General features: G+C 62.3%; 24 protein-coding genes. All 24 read right to left on the bottom strand.

The genetic code is table 11. From position 1 onward, the window contains the following. Window positions 1-41 precede the first annotated feature (41 nt). The gene (ureC, locus tag F475_RS28030) at window positions 42-1,742 is read right to left on the bottom strand and encodes an urease subunit alpha (protein ID WP_111455285.1); all 1,701 of its coding nucleotides are present in this window, start codon (window positions 1,740-1,742) and stop codon (window positions 42-44) included. Window positions 1,743-1,926: 184 nt separating this feature from the next. Further along, a complete protein-coding gene (locus F475_RS28025; RefSeq protein WP_018928453.1) occupies window positions 1,927-2,235 on the bottom strand; it encodes an urease subunit beta in 309 nt (102 codons plus the stop codon). Further along, entirely contained in the window at window positions 2,235-2,768 is a 534-nt protein-coding gene (locus F475_RS28020) for a GNAT family N-acetyltransferase (protein WP_018928452.1), read from the bottom strand. Before F475_RS28020 ends, F475_RS28025 begins: the two co-directional genes overlap by 1 nt. 6 nt (window positions 2,769-2,774) lie before the next feature. Then, complete coding sequence (locus F475_RS28015; protein ID WP_018928451.1) at window positions 2,775-3,308, bottom strand: GNAT family N-acetyltransferase; 534 nt, start codon at window positions 3,306-3,308, stop codon at window positions 2,775-2,777. Between the two features lie 9 nt (window positions 3,309-3,317). Continuing rightward, entirely contained in the window at window positions 3,318-3,620 is a 303-nt protein-coding gene (gene ureA / locus F475_RS28010; protein WP_007937143.1) for an urease subunit gamma, read from the bottom strand. 48 nt (window positions 3,621-3,668) lie between these two features. Then, window positions 3,669-4,508 carry an urease accessory protein UreD gene (locus F475_RS28005; RefSeq protein ID WP_086944060.1) on the bottom strand — a complete coding sequence of 280 codons (840 nt, stop codon included), beginning with the start codon at window positions 4,506-4,508 and terminating at the stop codon, window positions 3,669-3,671. Window positions 4,509-4,539: 31 nt separating this feature from the next. Continuing rightward, window positions 4,540-5,238: an urea ABC transporter ATP-binding subunit UrtE gene (gene urtE, locus F475_RS28000; RefSeq protein ID WP_019582243.1), complete on the bottom strand. Its 699-nt coding sequence runs from the start codon at window positions 5,236-5,238 to the stop codon at window positions 4,540-4,542. Between the two features lie 120 nt (window positions 5,239-5,358). After that, window positions 5,359-6,228, bottom strand: coding sequence for an urea ABC transporter ATP-binding protein UrtD (gene urtD / locus F475_RS27995; RefSeq protein WP_018928448.1), 870 nt, complete (start codon window positions 6,226-6,228; stop codon window positions 5,359-5,361). Next, a complete protein-coding gene (gene urtC / locus F475_RS27990; RefSeq protein WP_018928447.1) occupies window positions 6,225-7,304 on the bottom strand; it encodes an urea ABC transporter permease subunit UrtC in 1,080 nt (359 codons plus the stop codon). The genes urtD and urtC overlap by 4 nt, the downstream gene beginning before the upstream one ends. Further along, window positions 7,304-8,806: an urea ABC transporter permease subunit UrtB gene (gene urtB / locus F475_RS27985; protein WP_111455284.1), complete on the bottom strand. Its 1,503-nt coding sequence runs from the start codon at window positions 8,804-8,806 to the stop codon at window positions 7,304-7,306. The genes urtC and urtB overlap by 1 nt, the downstream gene beginning before the upstream one ends. Window positions 8,807-8,996: 190 nt before the next feature. Continuing rightward, window positions 8,997-10,262, bottom strand: a complete 1,266-nt coding sequence (urtA, locus tag F475_RS27980) for an urea ABC transporter substrate-binding protein (protein WP_007937152.1) — start codon at window positions 10,260-10,262, stop codon at window positions 8,997-8,999. A 237-nt stretch (window positions 10,263-10,499) separates the two neighbouring features. Beyond that, the gene (locus F475_RS27975; protein WP_111455283.1) at window positions 10,500-10,865 is read right to left on the bottom strand and encodes a DUF6124 family protein; all 366 of its coding nucleotides are present in this window, start codon (window positions 10,863-10,865) and stop codon (window positions 10,500-10,502) included. Between the two features lie 404 nt (window positions 10,866-11,269). Then, window positions 11,270-12,280 (bottom strand): iron ABC transporter permease, encoded by a 1,011-nt coding sequence (locus F475_RS27970; protein ID WP_111455282.1) that lies wholly within the window; start codon window positions 12,278-12,280, stop codon window positions 11,270-11,272. Beyond that, window positions 12,277-13,224 (bottom strand): ABC transporter substrate-binding protein, encoded by a 948-nt coding sequence (locus F475_RS27965; RefSeq protein ID WP_111455281.1) that lies wholly within the window; start codon window positions 13,222-13,224, stop codon window positions 12,277-12,279. The genes F475_RS27970 and F475_RS27965 overlap by 4 nt, the downstream gene beginning before the upstream one ends. Beyond that, window positions 13,221-14,009: an ABC transporter ATP-binding protein gene (locus F475_RS27960; RefSeq protein ID WP_111455280.1), complete on the bottom strand. Its 789-nt coding sequence runs from the start codon at window positions 14,007-14,009 to the stop codon at window positions 13,221-13,223. The genes F475_RS27965 and F475_RS27960 overlap by 4 nt, the downstream gene beginning before the upstream one ends. 250 nt (window positions 14,010-14,259) lie before the next feature. Then, entirely contained in the window at window positions 14,260-15,639 is a 1,380-nt protein-coding gene (locus tag F475_RS27950; RefSeq protein ID WP_111455278.1) for a PepSY domain-containing protein, read from the bottom strand. Between the two features lie 124 nt (window positions 15,640-15,763). After that, window positions 15,764-17,881, bottom strand: coding sequence for a TonB-dependent copper receptor (locus tag F475_RS27945; protein ID WP_111455277.1), 2,118 nt, complete (start codon window positions 17,879-17,881; stop codon window positions 15,764-15,766). Between the two features lie 86 nt (window positions 17,882-17,967). Next, complete coding sequence (locus F475_RS27940) at window positions 17,968-18,441, bottom strand: DUF2946 domain-containing protein (RefSeq protein ID WP_111455276.1); 474 nt, start codon at window positions 18,439-18,441, stop codon at window positions 17,968-17,970. Between the two features lie 21 nt (window positions 18,442-18,462). Next, window positions 18,463-18,942: a copper chaperone PCu(A)C gene (locus F475_RS27935; RefSeq protein WP_111455275.1), complete on the bottom strand. Its 480-nt coding sequence runs from the start codon at window positions 18,940-18,942 to the stop codon at window positions 18,463-18,465. A gap of 48 nt (window positions 18,943-18,990) precedes the next feature. Continuing rightward, on the bottom strand, window positions 18,991-19,389 hold the full coding sequence (locus F475_RS27930; protein ID WP_019582256.1) for a DUF2946 domain-containing protein: 399 nt from the start codon (window positions 19,387-19,389) through the stop codon (window positions 18,991-18,993). Between the two features lie 48 nt (window positions 19,390-19,437). Next, entirely contained in the window at window positions 19,438-19,749 is a 312-nt protein-coding gene (locus F475_RS27925) for a hypothetical protein (RefSeq protein ID WP_018928436.1), read from the bottom strand. Window positions 19,750-20,003: 254 nt separating this feature from the next. Beyond that, a complete protein-coding gene (locus tag F475_RS27920; RefSeq protein ID WP_111455274.1) occupies window positions 20,004-20,726 on the bottom strand; it encodes a cobalt-precorrin-6A reductase in 723 nt (240 codons plus the stop codon). Continuing rightward, window positions 20,723-21,820: a cobalt-precorrin-5B (C(1))-methyltransferase gene (locus F475_RS27915; RefSeq protein ID WP_111455273.1), complete on the bottom strand. Its 1,098-nt coding sequence runs from the start codon at window positions 21,818-21,820 to the stop codon at window positions 20,723-20,725. The genes F475_RS27920 and F475_RS27915 overlap by 4 nt, the downstream gene beginning before the upstream one ends. Beyond that, window positions 21,813-23,024, bottom strand: a complete 1,212-nt coding sequence (cbiE, locus tag F475_RS27910) for a precorrin-6y C5,15-methyltransferase (decarboxylating) subunit CbiE (RefSeq protein WP_111455272.1) — start codon at window positions 23,022-23,024, stop codon at window positions 21,813-21,815. Before cbiE ends, F475_RS27915 begins: the two co-directional genes overlap by 8 nt. Between the last annotated feature and the right edge of the window lie 75 nt (window positions 23,025-23,099).

Below are 23,099 nucleotides of genomic sequence, written 5' to 3'. Positions count from 1 at the left end.
CTGACGCCATTCGTGCCGGTTTTTTTATACCTGAGCGAATCTCAAAACAGGAAGTAACGCTGAGCCATCGGCAACACATCCGCCGGCTCGCACCACAGCAGCACACCGTCGGCCTTGACCTGATAGGTCTGCGGATCGACGTCGATGTCCGGCAGGTAGTCGTTGTGAATCAGGTCGGTTTTCTGCACCTCGCGACAGCCTTTGACCACGGCGATTTTCTTCTTCAGGCCCAGGGCCTCGGGCAAACCCGCCTCCTGCGCCGCCTGGCTGATAAAGGTCAGGCTGGTGGCATGCAACGAACCGCCGTAACTGGCGAACATCGGGCGGTAGTGCACCGGTTGCGGCGTTGGAATAGACGCGTTGGCGTCGCCCATCAGGCTGGCCGCAATGGCGCCGCCCTTGAGGATCAGCGTTGGCTTTACCCCGAAAAACGCCGGACGCCAGAGCACCAGATCCGCCCACTTGCCCACTTCGACCGAGCCCACTTCATGGCTGATGCCGTGGGTGATCGCCGGGTTGATGGTGTACTTGGCGATGTAGCGTTTGGCGCGGAAGTTGTCGTTGCCTTCACCATCGCCGGGTAGCGGGCCGCGTTGCTTTTTCATCTTGTCGGCGGTCTGCCAGGTGCGCGTGATGACTTCGCCGACGCGGCCCATGGCCTGGCTGTCGGAGCTGATCATCGAGAAGGCACCGAGGTCATGCAGGATGTCTTCGGCAGCAATGGTTTCGCGGCGGATGCGGCTTTCGGCGAAGGCCACGTCTTCGGCAATGCTCGGGTCCAGGTGGTGGCAGACCATCAGCATGTCGAGGTGCTCGTCGATGGTGTTGCGGGTGAACGGCCGGGTCGGGTTGGTCGAGCTCGGCAGCACGTTGGCGAAACCGCAGGCCTTGATGATGTCCGGCGCATGACCTCCACCGGCACCTTCGGTGTGATAGGTGTGGATGGTGCGGCCCTTGAAGGCGGCGAGGGTGGTTTCGACGAAGCCGGACTCGTTGAGGGTGTCGGTGTGAATCGCCACTTGCACGTCGTACTGGTCGGCCACGGTCAAGCAATTGTCGATGCTCGCCGGGGTGGTGCCCCAGTCTTCGTGCAGCTTCAGACCAATGGCGCCAGCCGTGACCTGCTCGATCAACGGCTCCGGCAGGCTGGCGTTGCCCTTGCCGGTGAGGCCGATGTTCATCGGGAACGCATCGGCGGCCTGGAGCATGCGCGCCAGGTGCCACGGCCCGGAGGTGCAGGTGGTGGCGTTGGTGCCGGTGGCCGGTCCCGTGCCGCCGCCGATCATGGTGGTGACGCCGCTCATCAGCGCTTCTTCGATCTGCTGCGGACAGATGAAGTGGATGTGGGTGTCGATGCCGCCGGCGGTGAGGATCATGCCTTCACCGGCGATCACTTCGGTGCTGGCGCCGACCGCGATGGTGACGTTGGGCTGGATGTCCGGGTTGCCAGCCTTGCCGATGGCGGCGATGCGCCCGTCCTTGAGGCCGACGTCGGCCTTGACGATGCCCCAGTGGTCGATGATCAGCGCGTTGGTGATCAGGGTGTCGACGACTTCGGCTGCCAGTAACTGGCTTTGACCCTGGCCGTCGCGGATGACTTTGCCGCCACCGAATTTCACTTCTTCGCCGTAGGTGGTGAAGTCCTGTTCCACTTCGATCCACAGTTCGGTGTCGGCCAGACGGACTTTGTCACCGACGGTGGGGCCGAACATGTCGGCGTAGGCTTGTCTTGAGATTTTCATGCGCTTGCCTTGAAAGTGAAGTGCGGTAGTCCGCGGTCCATTGTGGCGAGGGAGCTTGCTCCCGTTCGGCTGCGCAGCAGTCGTAAAATCTGCCGCTCCGATTATTCAGATAGATCGCACCAGCTGTGTTGCGAGCGCTTCGCACTCGAGCGGGAGCAAGCTCCCTCGCCACAGGGTTTGCGTGTCAGTCGAGGTCGCCCATGATCCTGCCGGCAAACCCGAACACCCGGCGATGCCCGGCCAGGTCCACCAGCTCGACCTCGCGGCTCTGCCCCGGTTCGAAGCGCACTGCGGTGCCGGCGGGGATGTTCAGGCGCATGCCGCGGCTGGCGACGCGGTCGAAGGTCAGCGCGTCGTTGGTTTCGAAGAAGTGATAATGCGAGCCGACCTGGATCGGCCGGTCGCCGCTGTTGGCCACCTTCAGGCTGACAGTGCGTCGGCCCACGTTAAGCTCGATGTCGCCAGGCTGGATCTGGTACTCACCGGGAATCATCACTGGGCTCCTTGGAGAATCTTGTAGTAGAGGGCGGTCGGTTTGTAGCGCCCGTTCGGGTCGCAGGCGTAGTCCGGAATTTCGCCGGCACGGGTGTAACCCAGGGCCTTGTAGAAGTCTTCGGCGGGGGAGCCGGCCTCGGTGTCGAGGTAGAGCATGCCGCGCTTGTGCTGGCGGGCGGCGAGCTCCAGGGCATGCATCAACTGCTGGCCCAGGCCGCGACGACGGGCGTGTTCACGCACCAGCAGTTTCTGCACTTCGGCGCGATTCAGCCCATTGGCTTTCTGGCACAGGTTCAGTTGCACACTGGCCTGCACCTGTTCGTCCTTGACCACCACCCACAGCAGCACGTTGCCTTTGTTCAGGTTGTCCTGGACTTCATCGAAATGGGCTCGGGCCTGGGTGGCGTCCAGATCCGCCATGAACCCGACGCTGGCGCCATAGCCGACGGCGTCGAGCAGCAGATCAATCAATCCCTGACGATAGTGCGCAAAGCTTTCAACATTGACGCGTCGCAGTTGGGCGGCGTTCATGGGGCATCACTCCTTGTGGGGATCGGGTGGCATTGCGCCCGGATCGAGGATCAGTTGCATGAAGGTCAGGTCCAGCCAGCGGCCGAACTTGGTACCCACCTGCGGCATTTGGCCGGTGACGACAAAACCGGCCCGATCGTGCAGCCGGATCGAGGCGCTATTACCGCTTTCGATGGCGGCGACCATCACGTGTTTGTTGCAGCCTTTGGCGCGCTCGATCAGCGCTGCCATCAGTTGCGGGCCGAGGCCATTGCCACGCTGGTCGTTGCGCACGTACACCGAGTGCTCGACCGTGTGGCGGAACCCGTCGAAGGGGCGCCAGTCACCGAATGAAGCGTAGCCGAGTACGTTGTCGTCGCCGTCGACGATTACCAGAATCGGATAGCCCTGGGCTTGCCGCGCGCTGAACCAGGCCTGGCGGTTGCCCAGGTCCACGGCCTGTTCGTTCCAGATCGCCGTGGTGTTGAGCACCGCGTCGTTGTAGATGTCGCGGATCGCCGGCAGATCGGCGTGCAGCGCATCGCGGATGTGGTAAGTCATGGCGCAGCCTCAGGCGATCGGTTGGTGAACGGTGACCAGTTTGGTGCCGTCGGGAAACGTCGCTTCGACCTGGATCTCCGGGATCATTTCCGGGATGCCTTCCATCACTTGCTCGCGGCTGAGCAGGGTGGTGCCGTAGTGCATCAGCTCGGCCACGGTCTGGCCGTCACGCGCGCCTTCGAGCAGCGCCGCGGAAATGTAGGCCATGGCCTCCGGGTAATTGAGTTTCACGCCGCGAGCCAAACGCCGCTCGGCCACGAGGCCGGCGGTGAAGATCAGCAGCTTGTCTTTTTCGCGTGGGGTCAGGTCCATCGTAGAAATCCATAATCGGCAGTTAAAAAGTCTTCTGTAGGAGCGTATTCAGGTGGCCCATATTCTGGGTGGGACGGCTTCGCGGCCGAGCAACGCAGGCCGGAGCAATCGCCACAAATCAATTAGCCAACCCCGTGCCAACAACGCCTCGCTGGCCAGGCACCGGGCGACCAACAGCCCCGGCAGCTGCGTCAGATCCCCGCGCACCTCATTGGGCAGCGAGCGGCACTTCTCCAGCAATTCACTATCAATCTCTCCGGTCACCAGCAACGTCGCAAACACCGGTTGCCCATCCAGCCCGATCGGCGAGTCCAGCAAACCGTCATCCCCGGTAATGCGCTGGCGTTCGTGCCAGAGCAACTGGCCGTCGCGGCGGATATCCAGGTGGGCCTGGAAGTGCCCGAGGTCGAAGCGCTCGCCACTGGCCGGACGCCCCAGCGCGACCACGTCCCAGTAGAACAACCGGGCATCACCCTCAAGATCAATGCTCGTGCTGAGTTCAGCCTGAGCGGCGCTGAAGATAATCGTCTCTTGCGGCAGCCACTCCAACGTAGCACCGGCGGCAACGCGCAAGTCGAGTTTCTGATAAGCCGGCCCGGCAGCGCGATACCACTTGGCAGCGCCGGGGCTGGTGATTTGCGCCCAGGCGTGGGTGCCGACGCTGGCCGATATATCCAGCCGATCACCGCCGGCAATCCCCCCCGGCGGGTGGACGATGATGTGCTGACACACCTCGGGGCCTTCGGCATACAAGTGCTTCTGCACCCGCAGCGGGCCTTGATGACGGCGCTGTACCGGGCGGGTGCTGGCGCCGAAACGGGCGTAGCCCAGCTCCAGCTCGGCATGCCAGCTCGGGGTAAACAGCGCAGTGGGGAGAGGTAAATTCATATCGTCTAATTTATCGTCAGAAGGCTGCAGGTTAGATCGTAACCAGCCCGCGCACACCTTCGGCTTCCATATTTTCGCCACGACCCTGCTGCACGATCTCGCCCCGGGACATCACCAGGTACTGATCGGCCAGCTCGGCGGCGAAATCGTAGAACTGCTCCACCAGCAAAATTGCCATGTCGCCACGGGCCGCGAGCTTTTTGATCACCGCGCCGATTTCCTTGATCACTGACGGCTGGATGCCTTCGGTGGGTTCGTCGAGAATCAGCAGCCGTGGACGACTGGCCAATGCCCTGCCGATCGCCAGCTGCTGTTGCTGACCGCCGGACAAGTCACCGCCACGCCGTTGCTTCATTTGCAGCAGCACCGGGAAAAGCTCGTAGATGAACGCCGGGACTTCCTTGGCCTCGGAGCCAGGAAACCGCGACAGGCCCATCAGCAGGTTTTCTTCCACGGTCAGCCGGCCGAAGATTTCCCGGCCCTGAGGCACGTAGGCGATACCGGCATGCACCCGTTGGTGCGGCTTGAACGTGGTGATCGGTTTACCTTCCCAGTTCACCGCGCCCTCCTTGGCCGGCAGCAAACCCATCAGGCATTTGAGCAAGGTGGTCTTGCCCACGCCGTTGCGCCCGAGCAGGCAGGTGACTTCGCCGACCTTCACCTCAAACGTCAGGCCCCGCAGGATGTGGCTACCGCCGTAGTACTGGTGCAGCTTGTCGACTTGCAGCATTCTCAAATTCCTCTCATTCCCTGTAGGAGCGAGGCTTGCCCGCGAAGGGGACGCCACGGTTGAACTGAAACACCGCGTTATCGTTATTCGCGGGCAAGCCTCGCTCCGACAAAGGCAAAATCATCGACCGAGGTAGACCTCGATCACCCGCTCATTGTCCTGCACCTGCTCCAGCGACCCTTCGGCCAGCACGCTGCCCTGGTGCAACACGGTGACGTGGTCGGCGATCGAGCCGACGAAGCCCATGTCGTGTTCCACCACCATCAGCGAATGCTTGCCGGCCAGGCGCTTGAACAGTTCGGCGGTGAATTCGGTTTCGGCGTCGGTCATGCCCGCCACCGGCTCGTCGAGCAACAGCAGTTGCGGGTCTTGCATCAGCAGCATGCCGATTTCCAGAAACTGCTTCTGCCCATGGGACAACAACCCTGCCGGGCGATTGACCGAACTGGTCAGGCGAATGGTTTCCAGCACTTCGCTGATGCGATCTTTTTGTTCACCACTCAGGCGAGCCCGCAAGCTGGCCCACACCGACTTGTCGGTTTTCTGCGCCAGCTCCAGGTTTTCGAACACGCTCAGGGCTTCGAACACGGTTGGCTTCTGGAACTTGCGACCGATACCGGCCTGGGCGATTTGCACTTCGCTCATCTGCGTCAGGTCCAGGGTTTCGCCGAACCAGGCCTTGCCGTGACTGGGGCGGGTCTTGCCGGTGATCACGTCCATCAGCGTGGTCTTGCCCGCGCCGTTGGGGCCGATGATGCAGCGCAATTCACCGACGCCGATGTACAGGTTCAGATTGTTGAGGGCCTTGAAACCATCGAAGCTGACGCTGATGTCCTCCAGGGTCAGGATGGTGCCGTGACGTGTATTCAGGCCGGGGCCGACACGTTGGCCGAGGCCGATGGCGTCGCGGCTGCTGCCGGCGTCCTTGTTGGGCTGCGGTGGGAAAAAGGCCGGTTCGAGCATGAATTCAGCCGTTGCAGTGATCCTCATTGTTCACCCCTTTTCTTCAGCAGCCCGATCACACCCTTAGGCAGGTACAGCGTCACGACGATGAACAGCGCGCCGAGGAAGAACAGCCAGTATTCCGGAAACGCCACGGTGAACCAGCTCTTCATCCCGTTGACCACACCGGCACCCAGCAGCGGGCCGATCAGCGTGCCGCGCCCCCCCAAGGCAACCCAGACCGCCGCTTCGATCGAGTTGGTCGGCGACATTTCGCTCGGGTTGATGATCCCGACTTGCGGCACATACAACGCCCCCGCCAGGCCACACAACACTGCACTCAACACCCAGACAAACAGCTTGAAGCCGCGCGGGTCGTAGCCGCAAAACATCAGGCGGTTCTCGGCATCGCGCAACGCGGTCAACACCCGGCCGAACTTGCTTTGCGCCAGCCGCCAGCCGATGAACAGGCTCGCCACCAGCAACAGTACCGTGGCGAAAAACAACACCGCGCGAGTCCCCGGTTCCGTGATGCCAAACCCGAGAATGCTGCGGAAGTTGGTGAAGCCGTTGTTGCCGCCAAACCCGGTTTCGTTGCGGAAAAACAGCAGCATCCCGGCGAAGGTCAGGGCCTGGGTCATGATCGAGAAATACACGCCCTTGATCCGCGAGCGGAAGGCGAAGAAACCGAATACCAATGCCAGCAAACCCGGCGCCAATACCACCAGGCACATGGCCCAGAGGAAGCTGCTGGTGCCGGTCCAGTACCATGGCAATTCGGTCCAGGACAGGAACGTCATGAACGCCGGCAAGCCGTCACCCGAGGCTTGGCGCATCAGGTACATGCCCATCGCATAACCGCCGAGGGCGAAGAACAGACCGTGACCGAGGGACAGGAGGCCGGCGTAGCCCCAGACCAGATCGAGGGCGAGGGCGACGATGGCGTAGCAAAGAATCTTGCCCACCAGTGTCAGCGTGTAGGCCGAGACGTGCAGCGCGCTGTCGGGCGATAACAACGACAGCAATGGCAACGCCAGTAGCAAAACGAGAATCACCGCGCCAACAGTGATGGTGACTTTGGGGCCGGCTTTTTTTGTCGCGGTAACGAGCAGAGGCTGGTTCATCAGTCGATCACCCGTCCTTTCAGTGCGAAGAGGCCTTGCGGACGTTTCTGGATGAACAGAATGATCAACGCGAGGATCAGGATTTTGCCCAGCACCGCACCGATCTGCGGTTCGAGAATCTTGTTGGCGATGCCCAGGCCGAATGCAGCCAACACGCTGCCGGCCAATTGACCGACACCGCCGAGCACCACCACCAGGAACGAATCGATGATGTAGCTCTGGCCGAGGTCCGGGCCGACGTTGCCGATCTGGCTGAGCGCCACACCACCGAGCCCGGCGATGCCCGAGCCTAAGCCGAAGGCGAGCATGTCCACGCGCCCGGTCGGCACCCCGCAGCACGCCGCCATGTTGCGGTTCTGGGTGACGGCGCGCACGTTCAAGCCAAGGCGCGTCTTGTTCAACAGCAGCCAGGTCAGCACCACCACAAACAAGGCAAACGCGATGATCACGATGCGGTTGTACGGCAGCACAAGATTGGGCAGCACCTGAATTCCGCCCGACAACCACGCCGGGTTGGCCACTTCGACGTTCTGCGCGCCGAACACCAGCCGCACCAACTGGATCAGCATCAGGCTGATGCCCCACGTGGCGAGCAGGGTTTCCAGCGGGCGGCCGTAGAGGTGGCGAATCACCGTGCGCTCCAGCGCCATGCCGATGGCGGCGGTAACGAAAAACGCCACCGGCAGCGCAATCAGCGGATAGAACTCGATGGCTTGTGGGGCGAAGCGCTGGAACATCAGCTGCACCACGTACGTCGAGTACGCGCCGAGCATCAGCATCTCGCCGTGGGCCATGTTGATCACCCCGAGCAGGCCGAAGGTGATCGCCAAGCCCAATGCCGCGAGCAGCAGAATCGAACCCAGGGACATGCCACTGAAGGCCTGGCCGAGCATTTCGCCGATCAGCAATTTGCGTTTGACCTGGGCCAGGCTGGTTTCGGCGGCGGTGTGCACACTGGCGTCGGCTTCGACGCCGGGTTCGAGCAAGCCTTCGAGGCGGGTGCGGGCCAGCGGGTCGCCGGTTTCGCCGAGCAAACGCACGGCGGCGAGGCGCACGGCAGGGTCACTGTCGACCAGTTGCAGATTGGCCAAGGCCAGGCTCAGGGCGGCGTGAACGGTTTCGTCTTGTTCGCGGGTCAACTGTTGGTCGAGGAATTTCAGCTGCGCCGGTTTGGCGCTTTTCTGCAATTGCTGCGCGGCGGCCAGACGGATTTTGGCGTCGGCGGCGAGCAATTGGTGGCTGGCCAAAGCGGTGTCGATCAGACCCCGCAGGCGATTGTTCAGGCGCAGGGTTTTCGGTTGGCCATCGATGGTCAGCTCGCCTTGTTGCAGGGCGTTGATCAGTGCGATACGGGCCGGATCGGGCTGCGCGGCCCAGGTTTCCAGAAGCTTGGCTTGCTGCACGGGATTGGCCGCGACGAAGTCTTCGGCATCGCCGGCGTGGGTGACCATCGGCAGTAACAGTGCGATGGCAAGGATCAAGCGGTAAAAGGCAGTGGGCATGTCAGTGTCCTTGCGCGGACTAAGTGTGGGAGCAAACTCTGTGGCGAGGGAGCTTGCTCCCGCTGGACTACGCAGTAGTCCCGTTTTTTGGGGCCGCTTCGCAGCCCAACGGGGGCAAGCCCCCTCACCACAAAGCCCGCTCACACAGGAGTTGTGTCGGGCCTGAGCTCCGTGCTCAGGCCCCAGTGGCTCAGTTGCTCTTCACCGCATACTCCGGCTTCTTGTCGTTGCCCGGAATGAACGGGCTCCACGGTTGGGCGCGGATCGGCCCTTCGGTCTGCCACACCACGTTGAACTGACCGTCGGCCTGAATCTCGCCGATCATCACTGGCTTGTGCAGGTGGTGGTTGGTCTTGTCCATGGTCAGGGTGTAGCCGGATGGTGCGGCAAAGGTCTGGCCGGCCAGGGCTTCGCGGACTTTGTCGACGTCGGTGGATTTGGCCTTCTCGGCGGCTTGCGCCCACATGTGGATGCCAACGTAAGTGGCTTCCATCGGGTCGTTGGTCACCGCTTTGTCGGCGCCCGGCAGGTTGTGTTTCTTGGCGTAGGCTTTCCAGTCATCGACGAACTTCTTGTTCACCGGGTTTTCCACCGACTCAAAGTAGTTCCACGCCGCGAGGTTGCCCACCAGCGGTTTGGTGTCGATGCCGCGCAATTCCTCTTCACCCACGGAGAACGCCACGACCGGTACGTCGGTGGCTTTCAGGCCCTGGTTGGCCAGCTCTTTATAGAACGGCACGTTGGAGTCGCCGTTGACGGTGGAGATGACCGCCGTCTTGCCACCGGCAGAGAATTTTTTGATGCTGGCCACGATGGTCTGGTAATCGCTGTGGCCGAACGGGGTGTAGACCTCTTCGATGTCCTTGTCCGCCACACCTTTGGAGTGCAGGAACGAGCGCAGGATCTTGTTGGTGGTGCGCGGGTAGACGTAGTCGGTGCCGAGCAGGAAGTAGCGCTTGGCGCTGCCGCCTTCTTCGCTCATCAGGTATTCCACTGCCGGGATCGCCTGCTGGTTGGGCGCCGCGCCGGTGTAGAACACGTTCGGCGACATCTCTTCGCCTTCGTATTGCACCGGGTAGAACAGCAGGCCGTTGAGCTCTTCGAACACCGGCAGCACCGATTTACGCGACACCGAGGTCCAGCAACCGAACACCACCGCCACCTTGTCCTGGGTCAGCAGCTGCCGGCCCTTTTCGGCGAACAGCGGCCAGTTCGATGCCGGGTCCACGACCACAGGTTCCAGCATCTTGCCGTTCACACCGCCCTTGGCGTTGATTTCGTCGATGGTCATCAACGCCATGTCTTTGAGCGAAGTTTCAGAGATCGCCATGGTCCCGGACAACGAATGCAGAATACCGACCTTGATGGTCTCGGCGGCCTGGACAGTCCAGGTCATGCCCATCGCGGCAATGCTTGCCGTGAGTGTGAAAGCCTTGATCAAACTGCGACGCTTCATTGTGCGATCTCCATGAACGTTAAAGTTTTTTATGGTTGGCAGATGCGGACGACTGAAGGCTGTTTTGCAAGGGCTGTGCCCGGTCGGGGACGGGCAAGGAAATGTCGTATTAGAGTGGTTGCGGGGTTTGCGTGACGCACCATGAAGGGACGGGGCTGGCGCGTTGGTGCGAGAAGATGCGCCACATTGGGGCGATGCAGCCATCGCGGGCAAGCCCGCGATGGTCGATAACGCGGTCTACGCTGGGTCGACGTTATCCAACGCCCGGTTCACCGCCAGCTCTGCGAGCATGATGCTCTGTTGAATCGCCAGCGCCGTGTAGCGCTGCGGGCCGGTCAGGTCGTTGGCGAAGTCGCTGGCCAGGACACTCGCCGTGGCTAACGATTCGTAGGCGTGGGCCAGCAGGCTTTCGGTATCCATATTCGGTGCGACGATGAACATGGTGCTGGGGCGGCGGGGTTTTTCGGTGTAGGGCGCCGGGGGATCGAGATAGTAGTCGAGGGCGCGTTTTATGGCTTCGCGATCCTTGAGTAATTCTTCGTTGCGCGAGGCTTCGGCGTTGGTGGTGGTGTTGAAGGGTGGGTCAGGAATTAATTTGTCCATTGAAAAATTTCTCCAGCGTTGGAGCCTCCACTTGCCGCTTCTCACACGGGAAGAGGTGGCAGCTATGTGCGAGGTGAGAAGACCGGTTATGGACACCCGGCCGGACCGAAGTCCGCCCGCACACAGCCGCCATAACACATTTGCAGGCAGCTAATAAGCTGGCGGCGATTATGCGTGTACAGACACTGGATGACCATAAGTTGCCGGGCTTCTCACACCCGATCGCTGAGTTGTCAGCGACAGCCAAAGACTAGAGAGCCCGCTTCCGACGGACAACCTGAAAGATGCGTGGGAAAGGTCTGCGTTCTGATACATCCGTTAAACATTCAAAGCGGAGCGCGGAGCGTCCCTGGCGGCATTCCCACGCAGGAGCGTGGGAACGATCACCCTGTGGGAGCGGTGAGTCAGCGCCGGCGCATCAGGCCGATGAAGAACAGCCCGCCAATCGCGGCGGTGGCGACGCCGATGGGCAGGTCTTCCGGGGCGATCAAGGTTCGTGCGGCCACGTCGACCCAGACCAGGAACAGGCTGCCCAACAACACGCACACCGGCAACAACCGACGATGCTCGGCACCCACCAATCGCCGGGCAATGTGCGGCACCATCAGCCCGACAAAACCAATCGAGCCGCTGATGGACACCAGCACCCCGGTCATCAGCGAGGCAATCAAAAACACCCGCAGCCGCACAGTGCGGGCATTGAGGCCCAGGGTCACGGCGGTCTGTTCACCGGCCATCAACGCATTCAACGGCCGGGCCATGCCCAGCAACAACACCAACCCGAGCAACACACTCGCGGCGGGCACGGCGAGCAATTCCCAACGCGCCAGCCCGAGGCCACCGAGCATCCAGAACATCACCGCCGAACTGGCGCGATGGTCGCCCAGAAACAGCAGCAGGTTGGCGATTGCCATCATCACGAATGACACCGCGACACCGCACAGCAGCAGCCGATCACTGTCCAGCCGCCCATGACGGTTGGCGATCATCAGCACGACCAGCATGCTCAGCAGCGCGCCGATGAACGCCGCGATGGGCAAGGTCAGCAGGCCGACGATTTCACCGACATGCAACACCACGATCACTGCGCCGAGGGTCGCGCCGGAGGTCACGCCCAGCAGGTGCGGATCAGCCAATGGATTGCGCGTCACCGCTTGCAGCACCGCACCGATCAACGCCAGGCCGGCGCCCACCAGCGCGCCGAGCAACATGCGCGGCACGCGGATCAGCCAGACGATGTGTTCCTGGCCGGCCGTCCAGTTCTGCTCGCCAACACCGAACGCCTTGTGCAGCAGAATCCGCCACACCACCTCCACCGGCACCCGCGCCGGGCCAAAACCCAGCGACACCACACACGACATCAGCAACAGCACGCCGAGGCCGATCAGCAACAAGGCATAGCGACGGTCGATCATTCGCCGTGGAAACCCTTGGCCAGGGTTTCGACCGCCAGCACGTTGTCGATCCCCGGGGTGGCCTGTACGTAAGGAATGACGATGAAGCGCTGGTTCTTGATCGCGTCCACCGATTGCAGGGCCTGGTTGTTCAGCAAAAACTGCTCCTTCTGTTCAGCGGTGACTTCGCCGTAATCGACGATCACGATCACCTGCGGATTGCGCTCGACCACGTTTTCCCAGTTGACCCGGGTCCAGCTCGCCTCGACGTCATCGAGAATGTTGCGCCCGCCGGCCGCGTCAATCAGCGCCTGCGGCATGCCCAGGCGCCCGGAGGTCATGGCCCGGTCTTCACCGCTGTCGTAGAGAAATACCCGAGGCTTGTCCGTTGGCAGATCCTGGCGCACCTCGGCGACTTGCGCCTGCATCCGGGCGATCACGGCATTGGCGCGATCCTGCACGTCGAAGATTTTGCCGAGGTTGCGCAGGTCGTTGTAGGTGTCATCCAGGCTGGCCGGTGGGCGCTTCATCACGAACGCGCAGGACTCGGTGAGTTCGTAGACGTTGATCCCCAGTGGTTGCAGGGTTTGCGGCGTGAGGTCACCACCGACGCGCATGCCGTAGTCCCAACCGGCGAAGAAGAAATCGACGTTGGCGTTGAGCAGGGTTTCCACCGACGGGTACTTGGCTGCCAGCTCCGGCAAGCCATCGAGGATGGTTTGCATTTGGGGCGTCACCGATTTCCAGCCGGTCACGCCGCTGTAGCCGGCCATCCTGGGTTTGAGACCGAGGGCGAGCATCATCTGAGTCATGTTGATGTCATGGCTGACCGCGTGTTTCGGCGCTTGCTTGAAGGTCACTGCGCGGTTGCAACTCTGGACAGTCAGCGGGTATTTCGTGGCCTCGGCGAAGGCATGGGCACTGCCCAGCAACAACGCGACGCAAAGCAGGGAACGCAAAGTCATGGTTGGGTTATCCAGGTGATTCGTGGGTAGCCGTGCAAGGGATGGTCATCGATCAGGGCGTCGACGCCGAACACGTTGTGCAAAAGGTGTGTGGTCAGGACTTCTTTGGGGGTGCCACTGGCCACGATGCGACCGTGATGGATCACGTACAGCCGATCGCAGAAGGCTGCCGCCAGATTGAGGTCGTGGATGCTCGCCAATGTGCCGATCTGCAGGCGTTTGACCAGTTGCAGCAGTTCCAGTTGATAGCGCGGGTCGAGGTGGTTGGTCGGCTCATCGAGGATCAGCAATTGCGGTTGCTGGGCCAGGGCGCGGGCGAGGATCACGCGCTGCTTTTCACCGCCGGACAGGGTGGCGAAGGCGTGGTCTTCGAAGCCCTTGAGGCCGACTGATTCCAGGGCGTGGGCCGCGAGGTTGCGGTCGTGCACGGTGTCGCCGTCGAACAGTCCTTTGTGCGGCGTGCGGCCCATGGCGACCACTTCATCGACGGTCAGGCCGAAGGCGTCGGGAAATTCCTGCAACACCACGGCGATGCGTTGCGCACACCAGCGTGAGGACTGCTTCCAGACGTTGTGATGGTCGAGTTTTATCTCGCCATGTTCCGGTTTGCTGAAGCGATAAGCGCACCGCAGCAGGCTGGTTTTACCGCTGCCGTTGGGGCCGATCAACCCGACGAACTCACCGGCAGCCACGTGCAAGGAGGCGTCACGCAGCTGGAACTGGTGATGGCAGTGGCCGTGGCCCAGGGGGGCCCAGGCGAGGTTGGTGATGTTCAGCGAAGTCATTTCATTCCTGATGATCGTTCAAGCCAGCACACAACCTGTGGCGAGGGAGCTTGCTCCCGCTCGGCTGCGCAGCAGTCGCAAAAACCAGACAATGCGCAGTGTCAGTGTAAAACTGCGGTGCCTGATTTTTGGGGTCGCTGCGCAACCCAGCGGGAGCAAGCTCCCTCGCCACAAAAACTTGGCAGTTTGCCAAGGATTCAATGCTGGCCCGCATTGTATTGGCTTTACGCGTACGCGTATCTCGCCTGTTTCATGATGAAGGTGAGGTGGATTCAATTTGCCGGCCCAGGCGCGACAGCAGCCCCCAATCCAATAGCCACACGACAACCAGCGAAGCCCCCACCAACGGAAACATCACCGCCAGGGCGAACATGATGACCATTGCGGTTTTCCATTTCGGCAGGTCGTGACGCAACGGTGGCACACCGAACTTGCCCTGTGGCCGACGCTTCCACCAGATCACCACGCCGCTGACGGCGCTGAGCAAAATCATCAGGCAGATCAGCAGCACGATGATCTGATTGAACGGGCCGAACATCTTGCCTTCGTGCAGCATCACGCCGACTTCGGTGGCGCGGGCGACATTGCTGTAATGCTGCCAGCGCACGTCGGCGAGGACGTCGCCGGTGTACTGGTCGACGTGCAGGGTGGCATCGTTGCGCGGGTCATCGGCGAACACCGCGATGGTGAACACACCGGTGGCGGTGGTCGGGAAGGTGATGCTGTAGCCGGGCTCGACCTTGCGCTGCACGGCAATGTTTTGCACGTCTTGCAGGCTGATGGTCGGCGCCGCCGGGCCGGCTTGCGTGCTGGCGTGAGCCATGTGTTCGGCGTGGTCGCCGGACATTGGCATCGGCGTGTTCTCCATGGCCCACGGCACGGTCTGGCGTGTGGCGCTGTTGAGGCTGCGGGCCTCGACGTCGGACTTGGGCACGTCATTCCACATGGCGACCGGAAAGCGGTTCCAGAGGTCGGCGTATTGCTTACCCCAGAAGCCGGTCCAGGTCATGCCGCTGAGCAGCATCACCAGCAAAAACGCCGCCCCCCAGAAGCCAGTCACTGCGTGCAAGTCACGCCACAGCACACGTCCGCGACGGCTGAGGCGCGGCCACAGCACGCCGGCGTACTGACCGCGTGGCCACCACAAAAACACCCCGGAGACCACCAACACCACACCCCATCCGGCGGCCAGTTCCACCAGCCGATCACCGACGGTGCCGATCATCAGCTCGCCGTGAATCGAGCGTGCGAGCGCCTGCAGATTGTTCTTCGCGTCTTGCTCGCCGAGGATGTCGCCGTGGTACGGATCGATGAACACGTTCAGTTCATGACCTTCATTGATCACCACGAATTGCGCGCTGCGTTCAGCGTTGACCGGCGGCAGGTATTGTTTGATCCGGGCCTGTGGATACGCCTCTTTCACCCGTTTGAGCAGGTCGTCGGCGGCCACGGTGTGATGACCGGCCGGGATGTTCATCAGGCTGCCGTACATCAATGGATCGAGTTGCGGTTTGAACAGGTAGACGATGCCGGTCAGGGCCAGCATCACCATGAACGGCGCGACGAACAGGCCGGCATAGAAATGCCAACGCCAGGCCAGGTTGTAGAAATTTGGTTTGGGCTGTTTCACTTCGAGTGCTCCGCTAGGCTTGGATCTTTTGTCATTGTCTGGTGACTGCTGCGCAGTCATTCGCGGGCAAACCCGCTCCCACGGCGGTGTTGAAGCTGTGGGGGCGGGCTTGCCCGCGATGCTCTTAGAAGCTCATGTCGACCTTGGTCCAGAGCGTGCGCCCCGGTTCATTGATGGCTTGCGGATCATTGGCCGGGAAGCCGAAACCGGCGTTACCGGCCAGGTTCAGGTGTTCGGCGTAGGCCTTGCCGAACAAGTTGTCGACGCCGCTGCTGACCTTCCAGTTCTTGTTGATCCGGTACGCGCCGTTGAGCGAGAACACGCCGAACCCCGAGCTTTTGTCGAAGTCTTTGCCGACCACGTTGCCCTTGTTCCGGTCGATGCGGTTTTGCGCCGCGACCACCCGCCACAAGGCGCCGGCGCTCCAGTTGTCTTCGCTGTAGGTCAGGCCGAAACGTGCATCCAGCGGTGGCATTTGCGGCAGGGCAGTGCCGTCGCTGCTGTTCTTGCCCCAGGCATAGGCCAGGGTCGCGTCGGCTTTCCAGTTGGCCGTCAGTTTGTAGGCTGCACCGAGTTCGCCGCCCATGATTCGCGCGTCGATGTTCTCGGCTTGCGAGGTCATGCCCATCATTCCCGGCGTGTAGTTGAACAGGATGTAGTCACGCACCTGCCCGACATAACCCGAGGCCCAGGCTTCGAGGTCGGCGGTCTTGTATTGCAGGCCGAAGTCGAGCTGGGTGGTTTTCTCCGGCTTGATCGCGTCGAACGCATTCACCGAACCGGCAGGGCCGGACTTGGGTGAAAACAGCTCCCAGTAATCCGGGAAACGCTGGGCATGACCGAGGCCTGCATACAGCGTGGTCGGGCTGTCGGCCAGGTCATGCTCGTAACGCACGAAACCGCTGGGCAGGGTATCGGCGCGGGTGTCATCGGCGGTCGGGTTGGGGCGGGCCATCATCCCGGAGCCGATGGTCTGCCGATAATCCTTGGCCGAAGCACGGTCCAGTCGTGCGCCAGTGATCAGCCGATCACGGTCGGCGGCGTACCAGGTCAGTTCGCTGAACACGCCGTAGTTGTGGAAGTCGGCGTCCTTGTTGCGCGGCACATCCTTGTAGGCGTCGACGCCCATGGCGCTGCGTTGGCGGTGTTCGTTGGTTTGCGCGTCCAGGCCACTGATCAGTTGCACATCGGCCCAGCGCCAGGTGGCTTTGATCCGCGCGCCGAGGGTTCGGCGATCGACATTGGAGGCCATGGGACCGGCCATCATCCCGGTGCCGGACGGCGTGCGCAGGGTGTAGTTGTCCATCACGTGGTCGGCGTAGTTGTAGTAGACCTGCGCCTCGACCTTATCCAGCACTTCACCGATGTTCGACTGCTCGAAGCGCAGGCCCAGGCTTTCGCGCAAGAACTGCGAACCGTCCATGCCACGCCCGGCGTAACGGGCTTCGCCGTCGCCTTTGCCGGCAGTCAATTCCAGCAGGGTGTCGGCGTTCGGCGTCCAGCCCAGCGCTATATCACCGTTCCATTTGTCGTAGCGCGAGGGCACGGTGTCGTTGTTGCCGTCCTTATAGTCATCGGAGTGCGCGGTGTTGCCGATCACGCGCACGTAACCCAGCGGCCCGCCAGCGGCGGCATCCACCACTTTGTCGAAGCGGCCGTTGGAGCCGGCCAATACGCTGGCATTCACCCGGGTGCCGAGTTCGCCGAAGCTTTCCGGCTCCCGGTCGAACAGGATGGTGCCGGCGGAGGCGCCGGGGCCCCAGAGCACGGTTTGCGGGCCTTTGATCACGGTGAGTTTGTCGTAGGTTTCCGGTGAGATGTACGAGGTCGGAGCGTCCATCCGGCCGGGGCAGGCGCCGAGCATCATGCTGCCGTTGGTGAGGATATTCAGGCGCGAACCGAACATGCCGCGCAGCACCGGGTCGCCATTGGTGCCGCCGTTGCGCACCAGCGCGAAGCCGGGGATGGTCTTCAGATAATCACCACCGTCGCTGGCCGGCACCGGTTGGCGCGGGTCCTTGGGGTTGGTGACGACGGTCAGCGGCGAGCTCGGCGCGATGGCGGTGATCACCGTCGGGCTCAGTTCTTCGGTGTGGCCGGCGTGTTCATCGGCCAGCACCATTGGCGTCAGCAACAAGCCGCAAAGGGCGGCGGTGGCTTGCCTGAAACGAACGCGGGATGGGTTCAGGGCAAAAAAAGCCTGGGCAGCGCCCAAACGTGTGTCAGCAGAAAACCTGGACATGAAAATTTCCATCGAACAGTCGTAAACGACACGGCCGGCAGCCTGCGGCTGTCTTCTAAACCGTGTGAGATCAGAGGTGGGGGTGTTTACGCGACGATGGGCGGGGCGCGGGTGCGGGCGCCAGGGAAGAAGGTTTGCCGGGCGTGGCCCAGGCGGGTGGCGGGTGTGGTGAAGGTGGTGGCGGGCGGGGTGTCGAACGCGGTGAATGAAGCGCCACCGGTGAGCGCTGGGCAATTGAACAGCAGGCTGCAATAGCCGCATTTTTCCCACAGCGCGTGATGTTCGGCTGTCGGCCGGCAGTGTTCGGCGGCGGGTTGTGCGTCGTGGTCGGCGTGCTCCATCGCCGACATGTCCGAGCCCATGTCCATCGACATGTTCATGGACATGGACATGCCCATCGCCATGCTCGAAGCAGCCGCGCGCGAATCCATCGGCATCGACTGAGAAATCAGCGGGCCGATAAAGATCATCAGCATGGCGAACAGGCTGATCCAGCTGCCGCGGGTCAGGCTCATTGGCTGACGGCGGCGCACGGATGGCCTGGCGCTATGCGGGCGCATAGGCGTTTTCAACGGGGGCGATTACTGGGCGTGCATGTGCGCTTGCATGCTGTCCGGCGCCTTTTTCTGCACCGAGACCTCGACCGTTACATCACCGGACTTCTCGAAGTGCAGGGTCAGCGGGAAGCGTTTGCCGTCGCTCAACAGGCTGCGGTCTCTGAGCTCCAGCAGCATCACGTGGTACGCCATCGGGGCGAAGGCGACTTCGCCGCCAGCCGGGATTTCGACGTCGGGCACTTGCTGCATTTTCATCAGATCATTTTGCATCACATGTTCGTGCAACTCGGCCTTGCCGGATATCGGCGAGCCGACGCTGAGCAGCCGGTCGGCGGTTTTGCCGTTGTTGTGAATCACGAAATACGCTGCGACGGTGGGCGCGTTGGGCGGCAACTCCTGCGACCACGGATGGGCGATCTCAAGTTCGCCAACCTTGTATTCGTGGGCATTGGCAAAACAGGCAGGCAGCAGCAACGCAGCCAGGACGATGAGTTTGTTCAACATGGCAGTTCTCCAGAACGATTCAAAACGCAGGTCAATTGCGAGAAGGAATCACACCAGAGGGGACGCGCGGGGGTTGAGACTCGGCCATTGCTGGCGCGGTGTCGGTGTGTCGAGCGTGGCCGGCGGCACGCTTCGATTGGCCTCGAATCGCGCGTAATACAACTGCGGCGTATGCCCCGGCAACGCCACCAACGGCGCGGAGCCCGAGCAACACCAGCAATGCTGCATGTTGGAATGATCGTCGTTCTGCGGGGCTTTCTGCTCGATGTCGCCCAGGGAAATCGCCACCAGCTTCGTGCCGCTGGAAGAGCAGAAACTGCCCCACAGCAACTGTTCGGCCGGCGATTTCGCCGTTTGCGCCATCGCTCCGGACATCGGCATGGCGAGCATGTTGAACAGCACTGCAAAGCAGGCGATCCAGGCAAATGCGAGCCGTTGTCGGGACATGGGACAGATCCGTTTGAGTGGGCGATCAGGCGCGGTTATTTAGCCTGATCAGGGGCGATAAGTAAAAAGACCGCGTGCGGTGTGGTGTCGCAGCGAGTCAGTCAGCATATCGAGCAGCCGGCGTGCAAGCTCAGCCTCGCCGTTTTGAAAGAGTGTAGCGACTTCGACTCTTAATGCCTGAGCGAATTGAGGGTCACTTTGGATTCTTGCCCGGATTGTGTGTTTGACATCTCTGAGCGCTACACGATTGAAGCTTCCATCGCCCGGGTCTTCCTCTTCGCAGGCCTTGATGTAGTGCCACATATCGGCAGACGTCAGGAGAAACTCAGTGATATCGAAGCGAGTGAATTTTTCAGTCATCCGCCATTTCCCGTTACATGGGTGGGGCTTTGAAATATGGGGGTTGGGTTGTGAGCCCACAAGTCAGTCGATTTGGATGATGTTGTGCGTTAGGTCCGATGGATATGTAGGGGATTGCGCATTTTATGTAGCAGCTGCCGAAGGCTGCGTTCGGCTGCGTAGCGGTCGTGATCCCATGCGCCGCAGTCAACCTGGCAGACCGTGGTGTTTGATTTTACGACTGCTGCGCAGCCGAACGCAGGCTTCGCCAGCTGCTACCAGTTTTGTGTGAGGGCCGTTAAAACCTCAGTCACCGCCCCAAACTCCCGCTCAACCCCCGGCAACACCGGCCGCTTCAACACCAGCACCGGCACTCCACGTTCCCGCGCCACTTCCAGCTTCGGCTCGGTGGCGGTGCTGCCACTGTTCTTGCTGATCAGCACATCGATCTGCCGCCGCTCGAACAGCGCGCGTTCATCCTCGATCAGAAACGGCCCACGGGCGCCGATCACTTCGCAGCGCGCGTTGCCCGGATAAACGTCCAGTGCACGCAACGTCCAGAATTGCTCCGGCGGGATTTCGTGCAGGTGCTGCAATGGCTCGCGACCGAGGGTGAACAGCGGTCGGCGAAAGGGTTTCAGCGCTTCGATCAGCTCGCCCCAGTCGCTGACTTCGCGCCAGTCATCTGCGGCTTGTGGCTGCCAGGCCGGACGGCGCAAGGCCCAGCAGGCAATGCCGCTCAACTTCGCGGCGGTGGCGGCGTTGTGGCTGATGCGGGCCGCGTAGGGGTGGGTCGCATCCAGCAGCAGGTCAATACCTTCATCGCGGATGAACTGCGCCAGACCTTCGGCGCCGCCATAGCCGCCAACGCGGACCTGACAGTTCAGATCCGTCGGCACACGACCGACGCCAGCCAGGCTGTAGATGTGCTCCGGCCCCAGGGTTCGGGCGATGGCCAATGCCTCAGTGACGCCGCCGAGCAACAACACGCGCTTCATTGAAAAACTCCCGCATGGCCGACAATCCCGCCCTGGCGATCGATGGCGAACACTTCGACCTGAACCTGCGCCGGCACCACGCTGCGGGCAAAGTCGAGAGCGTGTTGGCACACCGCGTCGCCGAGGGCGATCCCGGCGGCGCTGGCCATGGCCAAGGCTTGTTGACTGGTATTGGCATCGCGGATCGCCTGTTGCAACGCCGCATCGGCACCGACCGCCGCGGCCCATTCGGCCAGTTGCGGCAGGTCGATGCTTGAATGCCGACTGTGCAAATCCATGTGCCCGGCCGCCAGTTTACTGATCTTGCCGAAGCCGCCGCACAGGCTGAGTTTTTCCACAGGTACTTTACGCAAGTGCTTGAGCACCGCGCCGACGAAGTCGCCCATTTCGATCAGGGCGATTTCCGGCAAGTCGTAGACCCGGCGCATGGTGTCTTCGCTGGCGTTGCCAGTGCATGCGGCGATGTGCAGGTAACCGTTGGTTTTGGCGACGTCGATGCCCTGGTGGATCGAGGCAATGTAGGCGGCGCAGGAGAATGGCCGGACGATGCCGCTGGTGCCGAGGATCGACAAGCCGCCGAGAATGCCCAGCCGCGGGTTCATGGTCTTCAGCGCCAGGGCTTCGCCGTCCTCGACGTTTACCGTGACCTCGAAGCCGCCCTGGTAATTCAGTTCCTCGGCCAGCAACGTCAGGTGATCAGTGATCATCTTGCGCGGCACCGGGTTGATCGCCGGTTCGCCGACGTTCAGCACCAGCCCGGGCCGGGTGACGGTGCCGACGCCACGGCCGGCGCTGAAGCGGATACCCGGTTCGCTGTGCAAGCGCACCTGGGAAAACAGCAGGGCGCCGTGGGTCACGTCGGGGTCGTCGCCGGCGTCCTTGATCGTTCCGGCTTCGGCGCCGTCGTCCGTCAGTCGACAGAATTCCAGGCGCATTTGCACCCGTTTGCCTTTGGGCAGAATGATCTCGACGGCGTCCGCTTCCACGCCGCCGAGCAGCAGGCGGGCGGCCGCGAGGCTGGTGGCGGTGGCGCAGCTGCCGGTGGTCAAGCCGCTGCGCAGCGGGGCGGGTTGTTCGGCGGTTTCGTCACGCATCGAGGGGTTTCGTCACGTCCAGCAAGGTAATCGGCAGCGCCTGACGCCAGGTATCGAACTCGCCCAGCGGTTGCGCCTGGGCGACGTGAATGCGGGTCAGCTCACCGCCATGCCGTTCACGCCAGGCCGTCAAGGTCACTTCGCTTTGCAGTGTCACAGCGTTGGCGATCAACCGGCCGCCGGGTTTGAGTTGCGCCCAGCAAGTATCGAGCACGCCCTCACGAGTGACGCCACCGCCGATGAAAATCGCGTCCGGGCGTTCGAGTCCGCTCAGGGCTTGCGGCGCACTGCCGCGAATCAATTGCAGGCCGGGAACGCCCAGGGCATCGCGGTTGTGTTCAATCAACGCTTGCCGTCCCTCATCCGCTTCGATGGCCAGCGCCCGGCAACTCGGGTGAGCGCGCATCCATTCGATGCCGATCGAGCCGCTGCCGGCGCCGACGTCCCATAGCAGTTCGCCGGGGATCGGGGCGAGGCGAGAAAGGGTGATGGCGCGCACGTCGCGTTTAGTCAGTTGGCCGTCGTGCTGGAAGGCCGAATCCGGCAGGCCGGCCAGGCGCGACAGGCGCGGTGTGTTGGGTTCAGCGATGCATTCGATGGCGATCAGGTTCAGATCGGCGATCGCCGGGTCGCTCCAGTCGTTGGCAGCGCCCTCGATGCGCCGTTCGGCTTCGCCGCCCAGATGTTCCAGCACGGTCAGGCGACTCGGCCCGAAACCGCGCTCACGCAGCAGCGCCGCAATGGCCGCTGGACTCTGGCCGTCGTTGCTCAGCACCAGCAAACGCACACCACTGAACAAATGAGCGTTGAGCGCCGCGACGGGACGGGCGACCACCGACAGCGTCACCACATCCTGCAACGGCCAGCCCAGGCGAGCGGCCGCCAGTGACACGGAGGATGGGGCGGGCAGGATCAGCATTTCTGCGCCGGGTAGTTGCCGCGCCAGGCTGGCACCGACGCCAAAGAACATCGGGTCGCCGCTGGCCAGCACGCAAACCGGCTCGCCCCGCAGCGCCAATAGGGGTTCAAGGGAGAACGGACTAGGCCAGAGCTGGCGCTCGCCGCGAATGCACACGGGCAACAAATCCAGTTGCCGTTGGCCGCCGAATATCCGCGAAGCGCCCAGCAGGGCGCGACGGGCGTTCTTGCCCAGCCCCTTGAAGCCGTCTTCACCGATACCTACTACTGTCAGCCAGGGCGACATCTGCAGTCCTCAAAAAATGCCTCAAACGGGGTGTTCCGACGGGCAGGCTTTTCATGCCGTCGGACAAAGCAGGCA

Source organism: Pseudomonas sp. URMO17WK12:I6, from assembly GCF_003253625.1.
In the GTDB taxonomy this organism is placed as follows: Bacteria; Pseudomonadota; Gammaproteobacteria; order Pseudomonadales; family Pseudomonadaceae; genus Aquipseudomonas.
This window is presented reverse-complemented; position numbering and strand designations above follow the sequence as displayed.

Excerpts from the sequence above, each read along its gene's own strand:
- F475_RS28015 (WP_018928451.1), bottom strand. The coding sequence starts at position 3,308 with ATGACTTACCACATCCGCGATGCGCTGCACGCCGATCTGCCGGCGATC.
- F475_RS28005 (WP_086944060.1), bottom strand. The coding sequence starts at position 4,508 with ATGAATTTACCTCTCCCCACTGCGCTGTTTACCCCGAGCTGGCATGCC.
- F475_RS27930 (WP_019582256.1), bottom strand. The coding sequence starts at position 19,389 with ATGTCCCGACAACGGCTCGCATTTGCCTGGATCGCCTGCTTTGCAGTG.
- F475_RS27935 (WP_111455275.1), bottom strand. The coding sequence starts at position 18,942 with ATGTTGAACAAACTCATCGTCCTGGCTGCGTTGCTGCTGCCTGCCTGT.
- urtB (WP_111455284.1), bottom strand. The coding sequence starts at position 8,806 with ATGCCCACTGCCTTTTACCGCTTGATCCTTGCCATCGCACTGTTACTG.
- F475_RS27920 (WP_111455274.1), bottom strand. The coding sequence starts at position 20,726 with ATGAAGCGCGTGTTGTTGCTCGGCGGCGTCACTGAGGCATTGGCCATC.
- urtD (WP_018928448.1), bottom strand. The coding sequence starts at position 6,228 with ATGAGGATCACTGCAACGGCTGAATTCATGCTCGAACCGGCCTTTTTC.
- F475_RS27940 (WP_111455276.1), bottom strand. The coding sequence starts at position 18,441 with ATGCGCCCGCATAGCGCCAGGCCATCCGTGCGCCGCCGTCAGCCAATG.
- F475_RS28020 (WP_018928452.1), bottom strand. The coding sequence starts at position 2,768 with ATGAACGCCGCCCAACTGCGACGCGTCAATGTTGAAAGCTTTGCGCAC.
- ureA (WP_007937143.1), bottom strand. The coding sequence starts at position 3,620 with ATGGACCTGACCCCACGCGAAAAAGACAAGCTGCTGATCTTCACCGCC.
- F475_RS27960 (WP_111455280.1), bottom strand. The coding sequence starts at position 14,009 with ATGACTTCGCTGAACATCACCAACCTCGCCTGGGCCCCCCTGGGCCAC.
- urtC (WP_018928447.1), bottom strand. The coding sequence starts at position 7,304 with ATGAACCAGCCTCTGCTCGTTACCGCGACAAAAAAAGCCGGCCCCAAA.
- F475_RS27925 (WP_018928436.1), bottom strand. The coding sequence starts at position 19,749 with ATGACTGAAAAATTCACTCGCTTCGATATCACTGAGTTTCTCCTGACG.
- cbiE (WP_111455272.1), bottom strand. The coding sequence starts at position 23,024 with ATGTCGCCCTGGCTGACAGTAGTAGGTATCGGTGAAGACGGCTTCAAG.
- F475_RS27915 (WP_111455273.1), bottom strand. The coding sequence starts at position 21,820 with ATGCGTGACGAAACCGCCGAACAACCCGCCCCGCTGCGCAGCGGCTTG.
- urtE (WP_019582243.1), bottom strand. The coding sequence starts at position 5,238 with ATGCTGCAAGTCGACAAGCTGCACCAGTACTACGGCGGTAGCCACATC.
- F475_RS27965 (WP_111455281.1), bottom strand. The coding sequence starts at position 13,224 with ATGACTTTGCGTTCCCTGCTTTGCGTCGCGTTGTTGCTGGGCAGTGCC.
- F475_RS27975 (WP_111455283.1), bottom strand. The coding sequence starts at position 10,865 with ATGGACAAATTAATTCCTGACCCACCCTTCAACACCACCACCAACGCC.
- F475_RS27970 (WP_111455282.1), bottom strand. The coding sequence starts at position 12,280 with ATGATCGACCGTCGCTATGCCTTGTTGCTGATCGGCCTCGGCGTGCTG.
- F475_RS28025 (WP_018928453.1), bottom strand. The coding sequence starts at position 2,235 with ATGATTCCCGGTGAGTACCAGATCCAGCCTGGCGACATCGAGCTTAAC.
- ureC (WP_111455285.1), bottom strand. The coding sequence starts at position 1,742 with ATGAAAATCTCAAGACAAGCCTACGCCGACATGTTCGGCCCCACCGTC.
- F475_RS27945 (WP_111455277.1), bottom strand. The coding sequence starts at position 17,881 with ATGTCCAGGTTTTCTGCTGACACACGTTTGGGCGCTGCCCAGGCTTTT.
- urtA (WP_007937152.1), bottom strand. The coding sequence starts at position 10,262 with ATGAAGCGTCGCAGTTTGATCAAGGCTTTCACACTCACGGCAAGCATT.